21 protein-coding genes are annotated in these 16770 nt (G+C 69.8%); 12 read left to right on the forward strand and 9 right to left on the reverse strand.

From position 1 onward, the window contains the following. Positions 1-10: 10 nt before the first annotated feature. The 6 genes from ABC337_RS10085 to ABC337_RS10110 all read right to left on the reverse strand — a co-directional run bounded on the left by ABC337_RS10085 (position 11) and on the right by ABC337_RS10110 (position 5156). Entirely contained in the window at positions 11-787 is a 777-nt protein-coding gene (locus tag ABC337_RS10085) for an electron transfer flavoprotein subunit beta/FixA family protein (RefSeq protein ID WP_412884074.1), read from the reverse strand. Between the two features lie 82 nt (positions 788-869). Next, positions 870-1946: a DUF2891 family protein gene (locus ABC337_RS10090; protein WP_412884073.1), complete on the reverse strand. Its 1077-nt coding sequence runs from the start codon at positions 1944-1946 to the stop codon at positions 870-872. Between the two features lie 30 nt (positions 1947-1976). After that, the gene (locus ABC337_RS10095) at positions 1977-2948 is read right to left on the reverse strand and encodes a DUF979 domain-containing protein (protein WP_412884072.1); all 972 of its coding nucleotides are present in this window, start codon (positions 2946-2948) and stop codon (positions 1977-1979) included. Beyond that, positions 2945-3667, reverse strand: a complete 723-nt coding sequence (locus ABC337_RS10100; RefSeq protein ID WP_412884071.1) for a DUF969 domain-containing protein — start codon at positions 3665-3667, stop codon at positions 2945-2947. The genes ABC337_RS10095 and ABC337_RS10100 overlap by 4 nt, the downstream gene beginning before the upstream one ends. A 198-nt stretch (positions 3668-3865) precedes the next feature. After that, positions 3866-4549 (reverse strand): GntR family transcriptional regulator, encoded by a 684-nt coding sequence (locus tag ABC337_RS10105; protein ID WP_412884070.1) that lies wholly within the window; start codon positions 4547-4549, stop codon positions 3866-3868. 34 nt (positions 4550-4583) lie between these two features. Beyond that, positions 4584-5156 carry an MOSC domain-containing protein gene (locus ABC337_RS10110; RefSeq protein ID WP_412884069.1) on the reverse strand — a complete coding sequence of 191 codons (573 nt, stop codon included), beginning with the start codon at positions 5154-5156 and terminating at the stop codon, positions 4584-4586. An 83-nt stretch (positions 5157-5239) separates the two neighbouring features. Here ABC337_RS10110 and ABC337_RS10115 point away from each other — a divergent pair, with 83 nt between their 5' ends. The 3 genes from ABC337_RS10115 (at position 5240) to ABC337_RS10125 (ending at position 8622) form a co-directional block, all read left to right on the forward strand. Continuing rightward, positions 5240-5854, forward strand: coding sequence for a helix-turn-helix domain-containing protein (locus ABC337_RS10115; protein ID WP_412884068.1), 615 nt, complete (start codon positions 5240-5242; stop codon positions 5852-5854). 186 nt (positions 5855-6040) lie between these two features. Next, complete coding sequence (argE, locus tag ABC337_RS10120) at positions 6041-7291, forward strand: acetylornithine deacetylase (RefSeq protein WP_412884067.1); 1251 nt, start codon at positions 6041-6043, stop codon at positions 7289-7291. Further along, positions 7288-8622 carry an MFS transporter gene (locus tag ABC337_RS10125; RefSeq protein WP_412884066.1) on the forward strand — a complete coding sequence of 445 codons (1335 nt, stop codon included), beginning with the start codon at positions 7288-7290 and terminating at the stop codon, positions 8620-8622. Before argE ends, ABC337_RS10125 begins: the two co-directional genes overlap by 4 nt. Positions 8623-8716: 94 nt before the next feature. Here ABC337_RS10125 and ABC337_RS10130 read toward each other — a convergent pair whose 3' ends face one another. From ABC337_RS10130 to ABC337_RS10140, 3 genes are all read right to left on the reverse strand, one after another. Then, positions 8717-9466, reverse strand: a complete 750-nt coding sequence (locus ABC337_RS10130) for an ABC transporter permease (RefSeq protein WP_412884065.1) — start codon at positions 9464-9466, stop codon at positions 8717-8719. A gap of 98 nt (positions 9467-9564) precedes the next feature. Continuing rightward, a complete protein-coding gene (locus ABC337_RS10135) occupies positions 9565-11313 on the reverse strand; it encodes a phospholipase C (RefSeq protein ID WP_412884064.1) in 1749 nt (582 codons plus the stop codon). Positions 11314-11343: 30 nt separating this feature from the next. After that, positions 11344-12369 carry a DUF6454 family protein gene (locus ABC337_RS10140; protein WP_412884063.1) on the reverse strand — a complete coding sequence of 342 codons (1026 nt, stop codon included), beginning with the start codon at positions 12367-12369 and terminating at the stop codon, positions 11344-11346. Positions 12370-12602: 233 nt separating this feature from the next. Here ABC337_RS10140 and ABC337_RS10145 point away from each other — a divergent pair, with 233 nt between their 5' ends. The 9 genes from ABC337_RS10145 (at position 12603) to ABC337_RS10185 (ending at position 16767) form a co-directional block, all read left to right on the forward strand. Beyond that, positions 12603-13076, forward strand: coding sequence for an Asp23/Gls24 family envelope stress response protein (locus ABC337_RS10145; protein WP_400158351.1), 474 nt, complete (start codon positions 12603-12605; stop codon positions 13074-13076). After that, positions 13073-13264 (forward strand): DUF2273 domain-containing protein, encoded by a 192-nt coding sequence (locus ABC337_RS10150; RefSeq protein WP_400158352.1) that lies wholly within the window; start codon positions 13073-13075, stop codon positions 13262-13264. Before ABC337_RS10145 ends, ABC337_RS10150 begins: the two co-directional genes overlap by 4 nt. Then, positions 13261-13602, forward strand: a complete 342-nt coding sequence (locus tag ABC337_RS10155; protein WP_412884062.1) for a hypothetical protein — start codon at positions 13261-13263, stop codon at positions 13600-13602. The genes ABC337_RS10150 and ABC337_RS10155 overlap by 4 nt, the downstream gene beginning before the upstream one ends. Next, on the forward strand, positions 13599-14180 hold the full coding sequence (locus ABC337_RS10160) for a hypothetical protein (RefSeq protein ID WP_412884061.1): 582 nt from the start codon (positions 13599-13601) through the stop codon (positions 14178-14180). Before ABC337_RS10155 ends, ABC337_RS10160 begins: the two co-directional genes overlap by 4 nt. Beyond that, positions 14177-14782, forward strand: a complete 606-nt coding sequence (locus tag ABC337_RS10165) for a hypothetical protein (RefSeq protein WP_412884060.1) — start codon at positions 14177-14179, stop codon at positions 14780-14782. Before ABC337_RS10160 ends, ABC337_RS10165 begins: the two co-directional genes overlap by 4 nt. Before the next feature lie 61 nt (positions 14783-14843). Then, on the forward strand, positions 14844-15074 hold the full coding sequence (locus tag ABC337_RS10170) for a CsbD family protein (protein WP_290256251.1): 231 nt from the start codon (positions 14844-14846) through the stop codon (positions 15072-15074). A gap of 108 nt (positions 15075-15182) precedes the next feature. Further along, positions 15183-15773, forward strand: a complete 591-nt coding sequence (locus tag ABC337_RS10175; protein ID WP_412884059.1) for an RNA polymerase sigma factor — start codon at positions 15183-15185, stop codon at positions 15771-15773. Then, positions 15770-16381 (forward strand): Asp23/Gls24 family envelope stress response protein, encoded by a 612-nt coding sequence (locus ABC337_RS10180; protein ID WP_412884058.1) that lies wholly within the window; start codon positions 15770-15772, stop codon positions 16379-16381. The genes ABC337_RS10175 and ABC337_RS10180 overlap by 4 nt, the downstream gene beginning before the upstream one ends. Then, positions 16378-16767 carry a hypothetical protein gene (locus tag ABC337_RS10185; protein ID WP_412884057.1) on the forward strand — a complete coding sequence of 130 codons (390 nt, stop codon included), beginning with the start codon at positions 16378-16380 and terminating at the stop codon, positions 16765-16767. The genes ABC337_RS10180 and ABC337_RS10185 overlap by 4 nt, the downstream gene beginning before the upstream one ends. Positions 16768-16770 lie beyond the last annotated feature (3 nt).

Below are 16770 nucleotides of genomic sequence, written 5' to 3' on the forward strand. Positions count from 1 at the left end.
TCGGTGCTCCCTACGCCAGGCGGTTTTCGATCAGGAATGCGGCGATCTTCTCGCCCGCGTCGCCGTCGTCGACGATCTTGACGCCGGCCGCGCGCGGCGGCCGTTCCGCGACGGAGAGCATGATGGACCGCGCCGCCTCCGGATCGTCGGCCGCGACGCCCAGGTCGGCGAGGCCGATGACCTCCAGCGGCTTCTTCTTGGCCGCCATGATGCCCTTGAAGTTGGGGAACCGCGGCCCGGGCAGCGCCTCGGTGATGGAGATGACCGCCGGAAGTTGCGCAGAGACCTGCTGCACGCCGTCGTCCACCGGGCGGGTGCCGGAAACGCTGCCATCCCCGATCGAGACGGAGGCCAGGCCTGTGGCGTGCGGGACGTCGAGGAGTTCGGCGAGCATCGCGGGGATCATGCCGCCGGTGCCATCGGTGGAGAGGTTGCCGGTGACCACCAGGTCGAACCCGGTGCGGCGGATAGCGGCGGCCAGGGTCTCGGCGGTGAGGCCCAGGTCCGCGCCGCGGAGCGCCTCATCGGAGACGTGCACGGCGCTGCCGGCCCCCATCGCCAGTCCCTTGCGCAGGGTGGCGGTGGCGGATTCGGGGGCGAGGGAGAGGACGACGACGTCGGTTCCCTCGTGCGCGTCGGCGTAGCTCAGCGCCAGTTCCAGGGCGCGCTCGCCGATTTCGTCGATCACCGCCTCGTTGGCCCCGCGGTCCGCGACGCCGGTCTCGAGGCTCAGTTTCCGGTCCCCGTAGGTGTCCGGGACTTCCTTGACTAGGACGACAATCTTCATTGATGGCTCTTCCTGTGGCGGGCACGCCGCCGGGAGGCGGCACGCCGAATCTCCCTAGAGTCTACGAAACCTGCCGCGCTCCTCAGCGCGCCGAGGCCAGCGCGTCCCAGGCGAAGCTGGCCAGCCAGTGGCTGGACATGAATTCGTCCGTGCTCACCGCGGCCAGGCCGGCCTCCAGCAGCGGCCCCGAGGCGCCGTCGAGCACACCGCAGAGCTCCTCCGGCGAGGACCCGGAAGAGGACCCGGAGGCGGAGAGCGCGGCGCTGATCCGGATCAGCTGCCCGGCCCGGCTGAGGTTCAGGCCGTTCAGGTGCGCCAGGTAGCCGTCGGTTTCGTCGGTGACGGTGAACGGCGCCAGGATCCGGGACCCCGGCGCCAGGTCCGGCAGGAAGCGGGTGAACCAGGCAGCGAAGTCACCGCCGTCGAGCACACGCGCCATCAGGTCCGCCTCGCTCAGCCCGGCGGAGAGGAAGTCCTGGCCGCTGAGCTCCCACTCGCCGGGCCAGCCGGCGTCGTCCTTGAACCACCGCAGCGCCGCCTCCTCGCACACGGCGGCGGCCCGGTCCCGGCCCAGCACACGGAAGGCGTCCAGCAGCAGCCCCAGGCCGAAGGCGGCGTTGGTGTGCAGCCCGTGCCGGACCGGGAACTCGGCCTTGGCCGTCCAGTCCGCCACCAGCGAGGCCACGATGTCCACCAGCGGTTCCAGCGCCGCACCCCATTCCCGCACCTGCGCGTCCTCCGCCTTGATGGCGGTGGCGGCGAGCCGCACCAGCCAAGCCCAGCCGTAGGGACGTTCCCAGCTGGGATTGGCCAGCAGGTAGGCGCCCTCCGCGGCAAGGTTTTCCGGGGTGAGGTTGGCCGCCAGCACCCGGCGCAGTGCCGCGTCCCGGTCCGGGCTGACGCCGTGGCCCAGCAGGGTCACGCCCAGCCAGGTCATGTGCACGCAGGAGTGCCAGTCGAACGAGGTGTGGAACGCCGGGTGGAGCTCCCGCGGGCTGGGCCGGTCCTCAAGCGACGTCTCCACGTGGTGCGAGGCATACGGGTACGGCCGGCCCAGGTTCTCCAGCACGATGTCCGCGTAGGTGTCGGCCAGCCGGTCCATCTCTTCGGTTCCGGCTGTGACGGCGGTGACGGCGGACGGTGCGGCGGAGTGGCTCATGGTGCCCCTAACGGGTGGTGGCGGACGGGATCAGTTGAAGGCCAGGAAGTACATCAGGCCGATGTTGGCGGCCAGCAGCGGCACGGCGGTGGCCACCTGCGCCTTGATGACGCCGTACTTGTTCTTCATCTCCAGTAGCGCCGAGGGCACCAGGTTGAAGTTGGCCGCCATGGGGGTGCAGAGCGTGCCGCAGAAGCCGGCCAGCATGCCGATCGCGAAGATGATCGCCGGGGTGCCGTGGAAGCCCTGGACCAGCACCGGCCAGCCGATGGCCGCTGTCATGATCGGGAACGCGGCGAACGCGTTGCCCATCAGCACGGTGAAGAGGAACATGCCCACGGAGTAGACGATCACGGCGGCGATCAGCGAACCCTCCGGCAGGACGCCGGTGGCCAGGGTGCCCACGGCCTTGCCCACGCCGGCCTTGGTGAACAGGATGCCCAGGGTGGAGAGCATCTGCGGCAGCAGCGCGGCCCAGCCGATGGATTCGAGGATCCGGCGGCCCTCGAAGATGGGGGTCAGCTTGTTCTTGGGCTTGAGCAGGACGACGGCGACGACGGCGGCCGCGATGGCGCCGATGGCCAGGGCCAGGAGGGTGGTGTTGGCCGGGTCGAGGAGCGGCTGGCCGCCGACCTTCAGGACCGGGGCGAGCAGGACGATGATCACGGTGACCACCGGCAGGGTCAGCGCCGGGATGAACAGCTTGTTGCCGAAGCGGGCCGCGGACGCGGTGCGCTCGGCCTCGCTGGTGGTGCGGGACTTGCCGTCACCGAGGGGACCGGTGCTGGCCAGGACCACCAGGACCAGGACGGCCACGCCCAGGACCCAGGCCGGGGCGGTGTTCGCCTGCACCCAGGAGCCGTAGAAGAAGCAGAGGCCCAGCAGGCCCCAGAAGGCCGAGCTGCCCCAGCGCTTGGGGTGGGTGGTATCCCGGGAAATCAGGAACGCCCAGGCGATGAACAGAATGCCAATCAGCCAGAAGACGGCTTCGACCTTGATCATGCGTTGTCTCCTACGGTGACGGCGGACTTCTCTTCCTCGACGGCGGCGCGGACGTCCTTGTCCAGCTGGCGGTCCAGCCGCAGCAGCCGGAAGCCGTGGATGAGGAAGGCGATGATGGCGGTGGGGATGGCCCAGACGGCCAGCTCCAGGGGTTCGAGGTGCAGCTTGTAGGTGGTGTCCACGAACGAGGTGATCAGCAGGATGGAGCCGACCGCCACGAAGATGTCCTCACCGAAGAAGACGCCCACGTTGTCCGCCGCGGCGGAGTGGCCCTTGATCTTCTCCCGGACCTTTTCGGGGACGTGGCCGTAGCGGCGCAGGGCGGCACCTTCGGCCATGGGGAAGACCAGCGGCCGTACGGTCTGGGCGTGGCCGCCGATGCCGGTGAGGCCGACGGCGGCGGTGGCCTGGCGGACCAGCAGGTAGCCCAGCAGCACGCGGCCGGCGGTGAGCCTGGCCAGCTTCGCGATCAGCGTCTTGGCCTGCTCCTGCAGCCCGAAACGTTCGATGATGCCGATGACCGGCAGGACCACCACGAAGATCGTCACGGACCGGCTGCTGGCGAAGCCGGAGCCGAACGCGTTGAGGATCTCGAGCGGGGACAGGCCGCCCAGCAACGCCGTGACGATGCCGGAAACGGTGACAACAATGAGTGGGTTGAGGCGGACGGCGAAGCCGACGATGACCAGCAAGACCCCGATGAGTACGAGCATATCCATCCATCCCCGCAGGACGCAGCAGTGTTCCGCGGACGAGAGTAGTTAGGGGCATGGCCGGCCCGGCCGAGCTGAAAGGGGTGACTTCCGCAAAGTGATGCCCATCACTGTGATCCACAGCTTATGGTTTTGTTGAACAATGCGCAAGAGGGGTGGCGGGCATGCGCCAGGCGGCCGGCCCGCTTCCGGCGGGGCTCCGGCTTAGTGCTGCTCCTCCATTGCGGCCAGCAGCTGCGCCTCGGCCCGGTTCAGGTAGTCCCGCATCAGCTCCGCCGCCTCGGCGTTGCGGCCGGCGGCGATCAACTCCAGCACCCGGGCATTGTCCGCCACGTAGGGCTCGTGGAAGGCGGGGTCCGATCCCATCGAGTGGAATACCAGGCGCATCTCGGCCAGCACCTGCTTCATCAGCGAGTCCAGGCGCTCGCTGCCGGCGCGGGCTACCAGGGCGCGGTGGAACTCCTGATTGGCGCCCGCCATCCCTGCGATGTCGCCGCGGGCGCGGGCGTCCTGGGCATCGGCGACGACGGCGCGCAGCTCATCCACCGGGGCGGCCTCGTGCCAGAGAACGGCTGCGGGTTCGACGAAGCGGCGGACCCGGTAGATTTCGCGGATGTCCTCGGCGGCGGGCCGGGCCACGAACACGCCGCGGTTGGGGATCCGGGTCACGATGTGCTCGGCGTGCAGGGCGGTGAAGGCCTCGCGGAGGGTGTTGCGGCTGACGCCCAGCGCCTCGCCGAGGGCCTCCTCGGAGAGCTTGGTGCCCGGGGTGAGCTCACCCGCGGCAATCCGCTGCCGCAGCTGGTCCGAGACCCACAGCCCGGTGTGCGAGTGGGTGGACCCCTTCGCCACGCCGCGCAGGGACTCCAGGACCGCTTCAAATGTCATGGCGCCAAGCCTAGTGGAGCGGCCGCGCCGCCCCTTACGGCAGGCGTGACGGGCGCAGGACCGACGCCTCGCCGGCCCGCGCCGGGTCCAGCGGCACGGGGCTGACCAGCGCCGCGGGGCCGCGGTGCAGCACGCCGTCGGACACCACCCGGCAGCGCACGCCGCCACGCCCGCGCATCGCCTTGTGCGCGCCGGGGGCCAGCATCGAATCCATCCATACGCAAGGGTGCGCGGGCCGTCCTGCCTTGAGCCGGACCGTGTCCCCGCCGGACTCCAGCACGAACTCGTTGCCCAGCAGCGGTGCCAGCTCGGCGCCACGGATGATCACGTTGCGCCGGGTCAGCAGCGGGTCCAGGGGCGGCGTGCCAAGCTCCGCTGCGATCGCCTCCAGGCCCTCGACGGCGAACAGGGTCGCGGCGGCGTCCATGTGCGCGGCCTTGCCGAAGAACCGGTCCCCGGCGATCCCCTTGCCGGCGACGAACTGGGCCTCCGCCGCGTCGTGCGTCGGGACGTCGGCTGCGCCCTCTCTTGCCCGGCCGAAGTAGGCGTGGGCGGGGGAGACCAGCAGATGCAGGATCTCGACGTCGTAGCGGTAAGCCTCGCTCATGCCTCCACGCTACCGCCGGCGCGGCAGCCCCGGTTGGGCTTCATTATCTTGACGATAACTTCACTATGGCGGAGCATCGTGGCATGGACAATCTTGGCGGCCACCTGGGCCTGACGCTGGAGTCTCCCGGGGTCGAAGACCAGGCCGAGCGGGCGATGACGGCGGTGGGCGCCCTGGTGCTGCACCTGCGCCGCGAGGCCGGCTTCAGCATCGGCAGCCTCGCGGCCGCGGCCGGGTTGAGCCCGGGCCTGCTGAGCCAGATCGAGCGCGGCCAGGGCAACCCCTCGCTGACTACCCTGATCAAGCTCTCCCAGGCGCTCAAGGTGCCGGTGGGGCGCTTCTTCGACACCAAGGACCAGGGCGGGGCGCTGGTCCGCCGCGACGAACGCCGCCGGCTGGAAGTGGCCGAGGACAACCTGATCTACGAGCTGCTGACCCCGCACATGAACGGCCAGCTGGGCATGCTGCGGGCCCAGATCGCCGCCGGCTGGGACAACAAGGACGCCCCGTTCAAGCACGCCGGCGAAGAGTGCGTGACCGTGGTGCAGGGGCGGCTCTACGTCTGTGTCAACGGCGTGGGCTATGAGCTGGAGGAGGGTGATTCGCTGACCTACGATTCCTCCCTGCCGCACTGGTACCGCAACCCCGCCGACAAGGATGCGGTGCTGATCGGGGCGATGACGCCGCCGTCGTTCTGAGCGGGCGCGGCCCCCTGAGGGCCGTTCAATAAAATGAATAAATGCGGCTCAAAGTGTTGACAGGCATCGTCCGGGGGCCAAATACTGGGGAAAGCGGGGCCGTTTGGCCGCCGCCGCGCCGGGCCGGAGACCGCAACCGGACCCCCATGGCGCAGCACTCCAACACCGTTCCGGGGGAAACCACCCATGACGCCTGCCACCTCACCGGCCGCCACGTCTCTGCCTGCCACCTCCGCGGCCGTTGCGCCCAGCGCCGCCGCCGTTGACTGGTCCGCCACGCTGATCGGCTTCGACACCACCAGCCGCAACTCCAACCTCGAGCTCATCCGGTTCATGGCCGACGAACTCTCCGCCCGCGGCATCACCCCGCTTGTGGTCCCCAGCCCCGACGGCCGCAAGGCCAACCTCTTCGGCACCATCCCGGCCGCCGACGGCACCGTCACCGGGGGCATCATGCTCGCCGGGCACACGGACGTCGTCCCCGTCGACGGCCAGGACTGGCACAGCGACCCCTTCACCGCCGAGATCCGCGGCGGCCGGCTCTATGGCCGCGGAGCCACCGACATGAAGGCCTTCAGCGGCGCCATTCTGGGTTTCCTGCCCGAGTTCCTGTCGCGGCCCCTCGCCGAGCCGCTGCACTTCGCCTGGACCTACGACGAGGAGGTGGGCTGCCACGGCGCCGTGGTCCTGCTCGCCGAACTGGAAGCCCGCGGCATCCGGCCCCGGCTCGGCTTCGTGGGCGAGCCCACCAGCATGCGGCCGGTCTCCGCGCACAAGAGCAGCCAGCTGTTCCGCGTCACCGTCTCCGGCATCGCCGCGCACTCCTCGATGACCTCCACCGGCGTCAATGCGATCGAATACGCCGCCCGCGCGATCGCCGCGATCCGGTCCCTCGCCGACGAGCACCGGCTGTCCGGCCCCTTCGACCCGACCTTCGTGGTGCCCTACACCACCGCCAATGTCGGCGTCGTCAGCGGCGGCGCGGCCGTCAACACCGTGGCAGAGCACTGCGCCTTCGAATTCGAATTCCGGACCATCCCCGGCGTCGATCCGGAGGGCATCATCGCCCGGATCCGGGAGGCCCTCGATGGGCTGCGGGCCGAGATTCAAGCCGAGAAACCCGGCACGGACATCGTCATGGAACAGCTGGGCGCCGTCCCCGGCCTCAGCCCCGAGGGCCCACGCGCAGCCCTGGACCTGGCCCAGCGGCTGACCGGAAACGCCGTCGAAGAGACGGTCGTCTACGCCACCGAGGCCGGCCTGTTCCAGCTCGCCGGCATCGACACCGTGGTCTGCGGACCCGGGTCCATGGACCAGGGCCACACCGCCAACGAATACATCGAACTGAGCCAGATCGCCGCCTGCGAGGACTTCCTCCGCGCGCTGGCCGACCACCTGACCTCCACCGAACCCACCGAAGGGACCCCGCAGCCATGAGCCAACCCACCACCACCGGCGTGGCCGCCACGGGAGGCGCAGCCGACGCTGACAGCCAGGCCGCCCCGCGCACCCTCAACGCCGTCGAACGCAGCAACGCCCGCAAGGCCGTCGTCGCCGCCTCGATCGGCAACGGCCTCGAATGGTTCGACCTGATCGTCTACGGCACCTTCGCCGTCACCATCTCCAAGCTCTTCTTCCCCACCACCAGCGACGCCGCCTCCCTGCTGCTGACCTTCGCCTCATTCGGTGTCTCCTTCATCATGCGGCCCCTCGGCGGCATCCTGATCGGACGCTACGCGGACAGGGCCGGCAGGAAGGCCGGCATGCTGGTCTCCATCCTGGTGATGTTCGTGGGAACCCTGCTGATCGTCGTCGCGCCGACGGCGGCCATGATCGGCGTGACGGCCAGCATCATCGTCCTCGTGGCCCGGCTGCTGCAGGGCTTCGCCACCGGCGGGGAATTCGGCACCGCCACGGCCTACCTGATCGAATACGCCCCCACCCGGAAGGCGTTCTACGGCAGCTGGCAGGTGGCCACCCAGGGCGGCGGCATCCTGCTGGCCGGCATCTTCGGGTTCGTCCTGAACAGCTACCTCAGCACCCAGTCGCTGGAGTCCTGGGGATGGCGGCTGCCGTTCATCTTCGCCCTCGCGATCGGCCCCGTGGGCTGGTATATCCGCTCCAAGATGGAGGAGACCCCGGAGTTCCTCGCCACGGAAACCTCGACGGCGCCGCTGCGGGAGACCTTCGTCGGCAACGGCGGGCGGCTCTGGGCGATCGTCGGCGTCGTCTCCCTGGGCTCCGTGGGCGTGTACATCGCCCTCTTTATGCCCACCTACGCGATCGTGAACCTGAACATGCCCAAGGCGGTCGCGTTCCTCTCCACCCTGATCTTCGGCATCGTGATGAGCGTGGGCTCTCCGTTCATCGGCATGCTCTCGGACAAGGTGGGCCCGGCCCGGGTGATGACCTGGGCCGCCGGCGGCACGATCGTCGTCGGCATCCCGGCGTTCCTGGCTCTCATCGCCGCCCCGGAACTGCCCACCATGATCGTGGTCGAACTGGTGCTCTCCGTCCTGGCCACCGCCTACTTCGCCCCGCTCCCGGCAATCATGTCCTCGATGTTCCCGGCCCGGATCCGCTCCACCGGCCTCTCGCTGGGCTACAACATCGGCGTTACGGTCTTCGGCGGGTTCGCCCCGTTCATCCTCACCGCACTGATCGGCAGCACCGGGTCCCTGCTGGTGCCCGGCTACTACCTGGTGGCCATCGCCATCATCGCCGCGGCCAGCCTGACCGTCGCCCGCAAGGTCTACCGGCAGGCGTAGGACGATAGCCAGACCCAGGAGCCCGCTCCGGCCGCGTGCCGGGGCGGGCTTCTGTGTTCCGGGCCCGCGTGGCGGGCGGCAGCGTCCTGGCGCCTCACGCCGCCGGGACCGGTTTGACCCGCAGCGGGGCCAGGAACAGCACGATCACCACGGCCGTGATGGCCCCCGCGGCCATGATCGAGGCCAGCACCACCACTTGGAACACCCCTGCGGACAGGGGTGAGATGCCGCCGAAGATGGCGCCCACGAAGGCTCCGGGCAGGGTGACGAGGCCGGTGGTCTTGCTCTGGTCGGTGGTGGGGACCAGCCCCGCGTGCACCGCCTCCCGGGCCAGCTCGGTGGTGGCCTGGCGCGGCCGGGCGCCCAGGGCCAGCCACCCTTCCACCTCCTCCCACCGGGCCGCGGCAGTCTGTTGGAAGTGCCGGCCGGCCAGGGTGGTGATGGACATGGCGTTGCCGATGACGATGCCGCCGATCGCCAGCGCGTAGCGCGGCGAGAACTCGATGGCGCCGGTGGCGAAGACGACGGCGAGGGTGACGGCCACCCCGGCACCCATCGCGGCGCCGACCCGGCCGAACATCCGCCGGTCCCGGCCCAGCCGGCGGGTGGCCGTCCACGCGGCCACCGTGAACATCACCAGCAGCGCCAGGGCCACCAGGTAGCCGTTGGTGATGACGCCGCTGAGGACCAGGCTGATCGCCGCCAGCTGCAGGGCGCCGCGCAGGATCGCCCAGGCCGGCGCAAACCGGGCGGGGACGCGGTAGGCCGTGAGCACCGCGAGGGTCACCGCCACCAACACGGCGACACCGGCCAGCGCCGGCAGCAGATCTGCGGGAGGGGTCATGCGGCCAGCCTATCCGGAGGCAAAGAAAGCGCCGCCCGGCATCAGCCGGGCGGCGCTTCCAACAGGAGCGGGGCAGGCGGCGGCCTGCACCGGAGGGGCTACTTGCCTGAGTTCTCTCCCTTGGAGGTCTCTCCCTGCGAGTCCCCGTCCTGACCGTCATCCTTCGGGCCGGTGACAGAGGCCACGGCCCCCGTCTGCTCATCCAGCAGCACCGTGCCGGGACGCTTGTGGTCGAAGTTGAACATCGCCTTCAAGGAACCCGCCCCGGCGTCCGCGGAGGCGTCGCCGACCTGGCCGGTGTGCCAGTTGTCCTCGATGAAGCGCAGGATCGAGGCCTGATCCGTCTGGGTGTGGTCCACGAAGTTCTTCTTCGCGTACGGGGAGATGACCACCAGCGGCTGGCGCGGGCCGGGTCCGCAGCGGTCGGCGTAACCGCCGGCCATCGGGACACCGGCGGCCGCGGCGTTCTGGCACCACGCGGCGTCGTCGGCGGTGTTGGAGGAGTTCTTCACCTTCGCGGCGGCGTGGTCGTACCAGCCGTCGGAATCGTCGTAGGCCAGGACCACGGCGGTGTTCTCCCAGTTCTTGGACTTCTGGATCTGGTTGACCGTGGCGGTGATGAACTTCTGCTCATCGATCGGGTCGGAGTAGGCGGCGTGCCCGTCCTGGAACATGCCCGCCTTCAGGAAGGAGACGGCCGGCATGTTGTCCGTGTTGACCACCTTGCCGAAGTCGGTCAGGTCGTACTGGTGGTTGGCCTGGCCGTCGTGGCCGATTTCCGCGTCCGAGGCCGGGGCCAGGTGGTGCGGGTTGGCCGTGGACTTGTAGTACTGGAACGGCTGGTGGTGCGGGGAGTAGTCCACCACGGAGGCGCCGGCGGCGTTCGTGTGGCTGGTCAGGCAGGACGCCGGGGCCGTGGCTGTCGCCGGGGTGCTCGGGGTGAATCCGCCCTGGAACCAGCCCCAGGAGGTGCCCTTGGCGCTGAGCAGGTCACCGATGTTCTTGCCGGTCATGCCCGCCAGGTTGTTGGTCTTGGCATGGCTGTTGTTGGAGCAGTCGTCGTAGACCGGGTCCGGGTCGTTGATGACCGTGCCCACGCCGTTGGCATCGGGCTGGCGGACGGTGTAGCTGCCGGCGGCGGGGGTGGCCACGGGCTTGCCGTCCGCGGTGAACTCGGTGGCGCCGTGGGTCTGGCCGGAGACCAGGTTCAGCGCGCCCGGGGTGGAGGGGCCGAAGACGGTGCTGTAGTGGTTGTCGCTCATGGCGTAGTTCTGGGCGTAGTTCCAGATGCCGGTGACGGTGTTGCCGTCGTAGTAGTCCATGGTCAGCCCGTTGCGGCCGTACTGGTTGGGGCCGCACGCGTCCCGGCTGGTGTATTCGACGAACTTATCCATCAGCCCGCCGTTGTAGGCCTTCTGCTCGGCGCCGTAGTTATGGTCCTGGTCGCAGGTGACGGCCTGCTGTGGGGTGAGCCGCTCGGGCTGCTTAGCGTTGGGGTTGTTCGGCGCCAGCAGGCCCGCGGAGGCCAGCGTGTCGATCTTCTTGGGCGTGTTCTTCGCGGCCGTGAACGTGGCCGCCGCGGCGCCCGAACCCTGCTGGGTCTCGCCGGGGATGTTCGCGGCCTTCGGGTAGGTGGCGAAGTAGTGGTCGAAGGAAACGTTTTCCTGGAAGATCACGACGACGTGCTGGATGGGCGTCGCGGTGCCGCGGTGGTCATTGCCGCCGGCGGAGGCGGGACCGGCGCCGACGCCGACCAGGCCTGCCGTGAGGGCCGTGGCGGCCAGGGCGGTGGCACCGGTGGCGGCGGCAATGCGCCGCCGGGTGGAGCGGGGGGTTGGGGGAATCATGATTTTCCGATCGGTTCGGGCCGGGTGCCGCTAGTTGGCGGCTTTGACGGTTGCTTCGTAAGTGAGGATTTCGGTGCCGTTGCCTTCGTCGCCGTTGTCCGGGGCCACCTTCATGGTCAGGTGGTCGCCGTCGGCGGTCATTTTGAACGGGTTGCGGGTGGCCACGTGGCCGGCGGTGGACCACTGCTGGAACGGCACATCGCGGCTCACGGCGTGGGACTTCAGGTCGATCATCGCCATCCCGCCCAGCTCGTAGGTCCCCGCGGTCCCGCCGGCGGCGGGCGTCTGCGGGAGGTTGGTGATGCCGCCGCAGAGCATCTTCGAACTCGGGACGTACTGGCAGTCCTGGTAGTCGATGAAGTAGTTCGGGTTCTGCCAGGTGGCGAGCTGCTTACCCTGCAGATCCCATTCGGCGAAGCGCCGCGATCCCCAGGTGTTTCCCACCAGGTGGCCGGTCTGCTTGTCCATGACGAGGCCGCCGAAGTGGTCCTTGACCTCGAACTGCTTGTGCACGTCCAGGGTTTTGGCATCCACCTTGTAGATGATCGCGCTGCTGTCCGGGCGGTACTGCGCCACCGGCACCCAGACGTTTGTGCCGTCGAAGTCGATGCCGCCGGGGTGGTACATGTCGCCCTCGCCCAGGGTGATGTCCTTTTGCAGTTTCCCGGCCTTGTCCATGACGAACAGGTGGCCGATGCCCTTGCCAGGGGTCCGGTCGAAGCCGTTCTGCGGGGTCGCGAACTTGGTGGTGGGCTCCGTGATCTGGACGGCCGAGAGGAAGATGTGGTCCTCGCTGAAGGCAATTCCCTCCGTGTGGTAGGTCGGGAAATCCAGTTTCAGCTTGCCGGTTTGCTGCCAGGCCGTTCCGCGGTCCACACGGCTGAACGCGTCCGCCAGGGCCGTGCCCGGGCCGTCCTGGGCGTGGGAGCCGGGGTCCGCTCCACCGCGGTGGTCGTTGTCCGCGGCCTGGGCGACGGCGGTGCCGCCGATCGCGGATGCGGCCAGGACGATGGCTGCGGCGGCGGTAAGGATGCCTCGGGTACGAGTCGCGCTCATGGTGAGCCTCTCAGGGTTGGATCTCCGGCTGACCCGGCCAAGCTACCCGCCGGTAATGAACCGGGTGTAGAGCCAAGGTGAACGCCCGGGGGCCGGTTCCGCATCCGCTCCTGACGGTGAAGCGGACTGTGATGCAGCTCACGCAAAGTCGACCGTGAGGTTTCCCGTGCCCGCCCCGTCTTCCTAGTGACGGCGCATCAGTGCGCCTCCCTCAACGAACAGGAGTGATAGCAATGACCAACCAGACGCACACCCCCGCAGACGTTCCGGCCAAGACCACGTCCACCGCGGTCGCCACCACCAACCAGCACACCAAGAACGACGGCCGCGGCAACACCACGGTGGCCGACGGCGTCGTCGCCAAGATCGCCGGCATCGCCATCCAGGAGATCGAGGGCGTCCACGCCCTCGGCGGCGGCGCAGCCCGGGCCCTTGGCACCCTGCGCGAAAAGGTTGGCCAGAAGGACCTCACCCAGGGTGTGAGCGTCGAGGTCGGCCAGACCCAGGTTGCCGTCGACGTCACCCTCGTCGTCGAGTACCCCTACCCGCTCCAGCAGGTGGCCGATAACGCCCGCGACGCCGTGTACAACGCCGTCGAGGACCTGGTCGGCATGGAGGTCACCGAGGTCAACATCACCATCACCGACATCCACGTCCCCTCGGACGACCAGGATGACGACGACACCAACGAGCCGAGGGTCGCATGAGCCCGACGGTCGCCGGCGTCGCCGCCGGCGCCGTCCTGGCGGTCGTCGCCCTGGCGTTCGGCTTCTGGGGACTGGTCCTGACCGCCCTGTTCATGGGCATCGGTGCCATCCTGGGCCGCAGCGCCGAGGGCCGGCTGGATCTGGCCGGAGTGCTGGACGCCCTGCGCGGCAAGCGCTCATCGTCATGACCCGCACCGGCCACACCCGGATCACGGGGACGGCCCTGCGGCACACCGTCGAAGCGGTCACCGCGGAAGCCTTCGGGGTTCCCCGGGGCAACGTCTCCGCCCAGCTGGACGACGACGCCGGCCAGCTGGCCGCCGCGGTGACCGTGCAGCTGGCCGTGCCGCCGCTGCTCGGCCCGCGGCCGGACCAGCCGGTCAGCCTCTTCGAGAAGTCCCGTGCCGCGCGGCAGGCCATCCTCGACCGTGCCCCGCAGCTGACCGGGATGCAGCTGGGCCGGGTGGACATCAGGCTCAGCGGCGCCAAGACCCCACGCGAGCACCAGGAAAGGAGAGTGGCGTGAACCAGAACCAGGCAACCCGGCGGATTCTTCGGCGGGAAACCCACTCCTCCCGGGCAACAGTGTCGGCCGTGACCGCGATCCTGCTGACCGTCCTCTTCCTCTGGCTGGCGCTGGAGACGGTGCTGGCACTGCTCGGCGAACCCGCCCTGCTGGCCGCTCCCGGACAGCTGTGGCGCTGGCTGACCGGACTGCCCCAGGCCACCATCCCGGCCGGGCTGGCCGCGGCCGGGGCGGGCGTGGCGCTGCTGGGCCTGGCCCTGCTCCTCACCGCGATTGCGGGCGGCCGCCGCTCCCGGCGGGCCCTCGAAAGCGACCGCACCGCCGTCGTGGTGGACGACGAGGTCATCGCCGCCGCCGTCTCCCGGCGGGCACGGCTGGCCGCCGGGCTCACCCCGGGCCAGGTGACCTCCACGGTTTCCTCCCGGTCGGTCGCGGTCCAGGTCCGCCCCACCTCCGGAGTGCCCGCGGACCGGGATGCCATCCATGCGGCGGTGGACGGCGAACTCGCCGCCTACCGCCTGGACCGCCGGCTCGCGCCCTCGGTCCGGATCCTCAAGGAAGGAGTGCTGGGACAGTGAGCAACACAAACAGGGCACTGAACCGCATCCTGCTGGCACTGGCCGGGCTGGTCCTGCTGGCCGCCGGCGCCGTAACCGCCGCGGCCGGGCTGGTCCCGGACATTGCCGCCAGCTGGACCGCCACCGGCACCTTCCTGATGGACCAGGCCCGGGCCGCACTGGCCTCGGCGCCCCTGCCGGGACGGCCCGGGAGCTGGTGGTCGGTGGCCGCAGTGGCCGTCTTCCTCGTCGCCGCCGCGCTCTCCGTGGCATGGCTCGCCTCCCAGGGCGGCGGCCGGACTCCCCGGCTGGCCAGGGACGACGACGGCGACCGGGGTGCCACCACCATCGACGCAGGACTCATTGGCACCGCCGTCAGCGAGGCGCTGGACGGCAACCGCCTGGTGGTCGGCAGCAACGTCTCCGCCTGGGAAAGCCGGCGCGGCACTGGGCTGCGGCTCCGGCTGGAGGCCCGGAAGGGCGCCTCACCACGGGAACTCGCGGACACCGCCGAGGAACTGGTGCGCGGCATCGACGCGCTGATCGGGCATCCGGTCCCGGTCCTGGTACGAATCACCACCGGAGTACGGTCCCGGGTGGCCGGCGCAGAACGCGCCCGCTGACCGGGACCGGAACAGAGCACCACCCTTACACGAGCACGACCGACAGGAAAGGAACACGATCATGGGGATCGATGACAAGGCCAACAACGCCGTGACCAACCACCTCGGCGCCGCCAAGGAGGGTGCCGGCAAGTTGACCGGCAACGAGCAGCTGGAACGCGAGGGCCAGCAGGACCAGGCCAAGGCCCAGCTGCAGGACGCCGGCGAGAAGATCAAGGACGCCGCGGCCGACGTCGGCGGCAACCTCCGTGAAGCCGCGCGCAAGATCAAAGAAGGCTTCAGCAAGAACTAGTTCCACCGGCCGCACCCGGCCCGGGCCGCCCCCTGAGGGAGCCCGGGCCGGTGCCCGGCCCACTTTTATGGCCCGCTCTTTACGGCCCGCGATGAAAGCGATAGACACGTGACTGGTTCACCCCCGGCGCCGCACCACCTGGACGCCGTCCCGGATGCGCTGCTTGCCGGCCGCGCTGCCGACGGCGACACCGCGGCCTTCGAAACCCTCGCCCGGCGTCACGGGCCCGTGATGCGGGCCGCCGCACGCCGCCTGACCGGCTCCCTTGCCGACGCCGACGACGTCGTCCAGGAAGCGCTGATGCAAGCCTGGCGCCAGATCGACACCCTGCGGGAACCCGCGGCGGTCAGGGGCTGGTTGCTCCGCATCACCGGCAGCCGCAGCATCGACCACCTGCGCCGCCGCCGCTTCCACACCGACGTCGACTCCGTCGAGGAGACGCTGGACGCGGGCATGGCCGGCCGGCCCGCAAGCCCGGACCCGGAATCTTCCGCAGTCAGCGGCTCGCGGATCGAAGCACTCAAGCGGGCGCTGGCAGCACTGCCGGAGGAACAACGCCGCTGCTGGGTGCTCAAGGAATTCAACGACCAAAGCTACGAGGACATCGCGCAGACCCTGAACATCAGCACCGCGAGCGTCCGCGGCAGGCTGGCACGGGCGCGGGTCACCCTGGCGCGTGAAATGGAGGAATGGCGATGAGTACACCCAACGACACCCTCGACTGCGGACATACCCTGGCCGAACTCAGCACGTATCTGGACACCGGCGAATTCGCCGACCCCGGACACCTCAATCAGTGCCCGGAATGCCAGGCGGGTCTGGCGGCGCTGGGCAGCATTTCGGCGCTCGGAACCGACCTGCGAGACGCCGACATCGAGGCGGCGGGATCGGGCACCGACGACTGGATGCAGTCCATCCTGGACAACCTCCGGCTGGAACTCAGGCCCGGACGGAGTATCCCTGTTCGCGGCGGCCATGCAGACGACATCCTGTCCGAGACGGAGGGCGCCATTTCAGCGGTGATCCGTTCCGTGGCGGATGCGTTGCCCGGGACCGCGGCGGGAAAATGCCGGCTGCACGGGGACGTAGGAACCCCCGGGGCCCCGGTGACCGTCTCCGTGGACCTGGCCGTGGTGTACGGCCACCCGTTGGAACAACGGGCGGCCGAGCTCCGCAGCCAGCTGGCGGACACGCTGTCACAGCAAACCGAATTGAACATCACGTCGATCGACGTCACCATTACCGACATCCTGGCCCCGCCCCCACCGGCGGACCGGACCCAGACCACACCGGAGGAGAAGCCATGACCGAGCCCCTGCGCCCGAGCGCCAGCGCTTCGGACCACGCCCCGGCCGTCGCACCGGACACTGCTGTCAGCGGCGGATCGGACAGTGCCGTGGCACGCGAACTGCACCGGGTCCTCGAACAGGTCGACGGCGTCCAGACGCTGTACCCGGCCCACCCGGTGTGGCAGAACATTGCCGGCGCCGCCCACGCCGCCGTCACCGGCGAGACGCCCAACCCGGTGGCAGTGGACGCCTCCGGCGACGTCGTCACGGTCAAGGCCCGCATCGGTGTAGCCACCGGACACCGCGCCCCCGACGTCGCACGCGCCGCGGCAGCCGCGGTCCGCGCGCACCTGGAACCGCGCCGCTGTGCGGTGGAAGTTGCCGTCGTCCACATCGCCGGATGAGCG

Origin of the sequence: Arthrobacter phoenicis, assembly GCF_047238215.1 — a bacterium.
Lineage (GTDB): Bacteria > Actinomycetota > Actinomycetes > Actinomycetales > Micrococcaceae > Arthrobacter.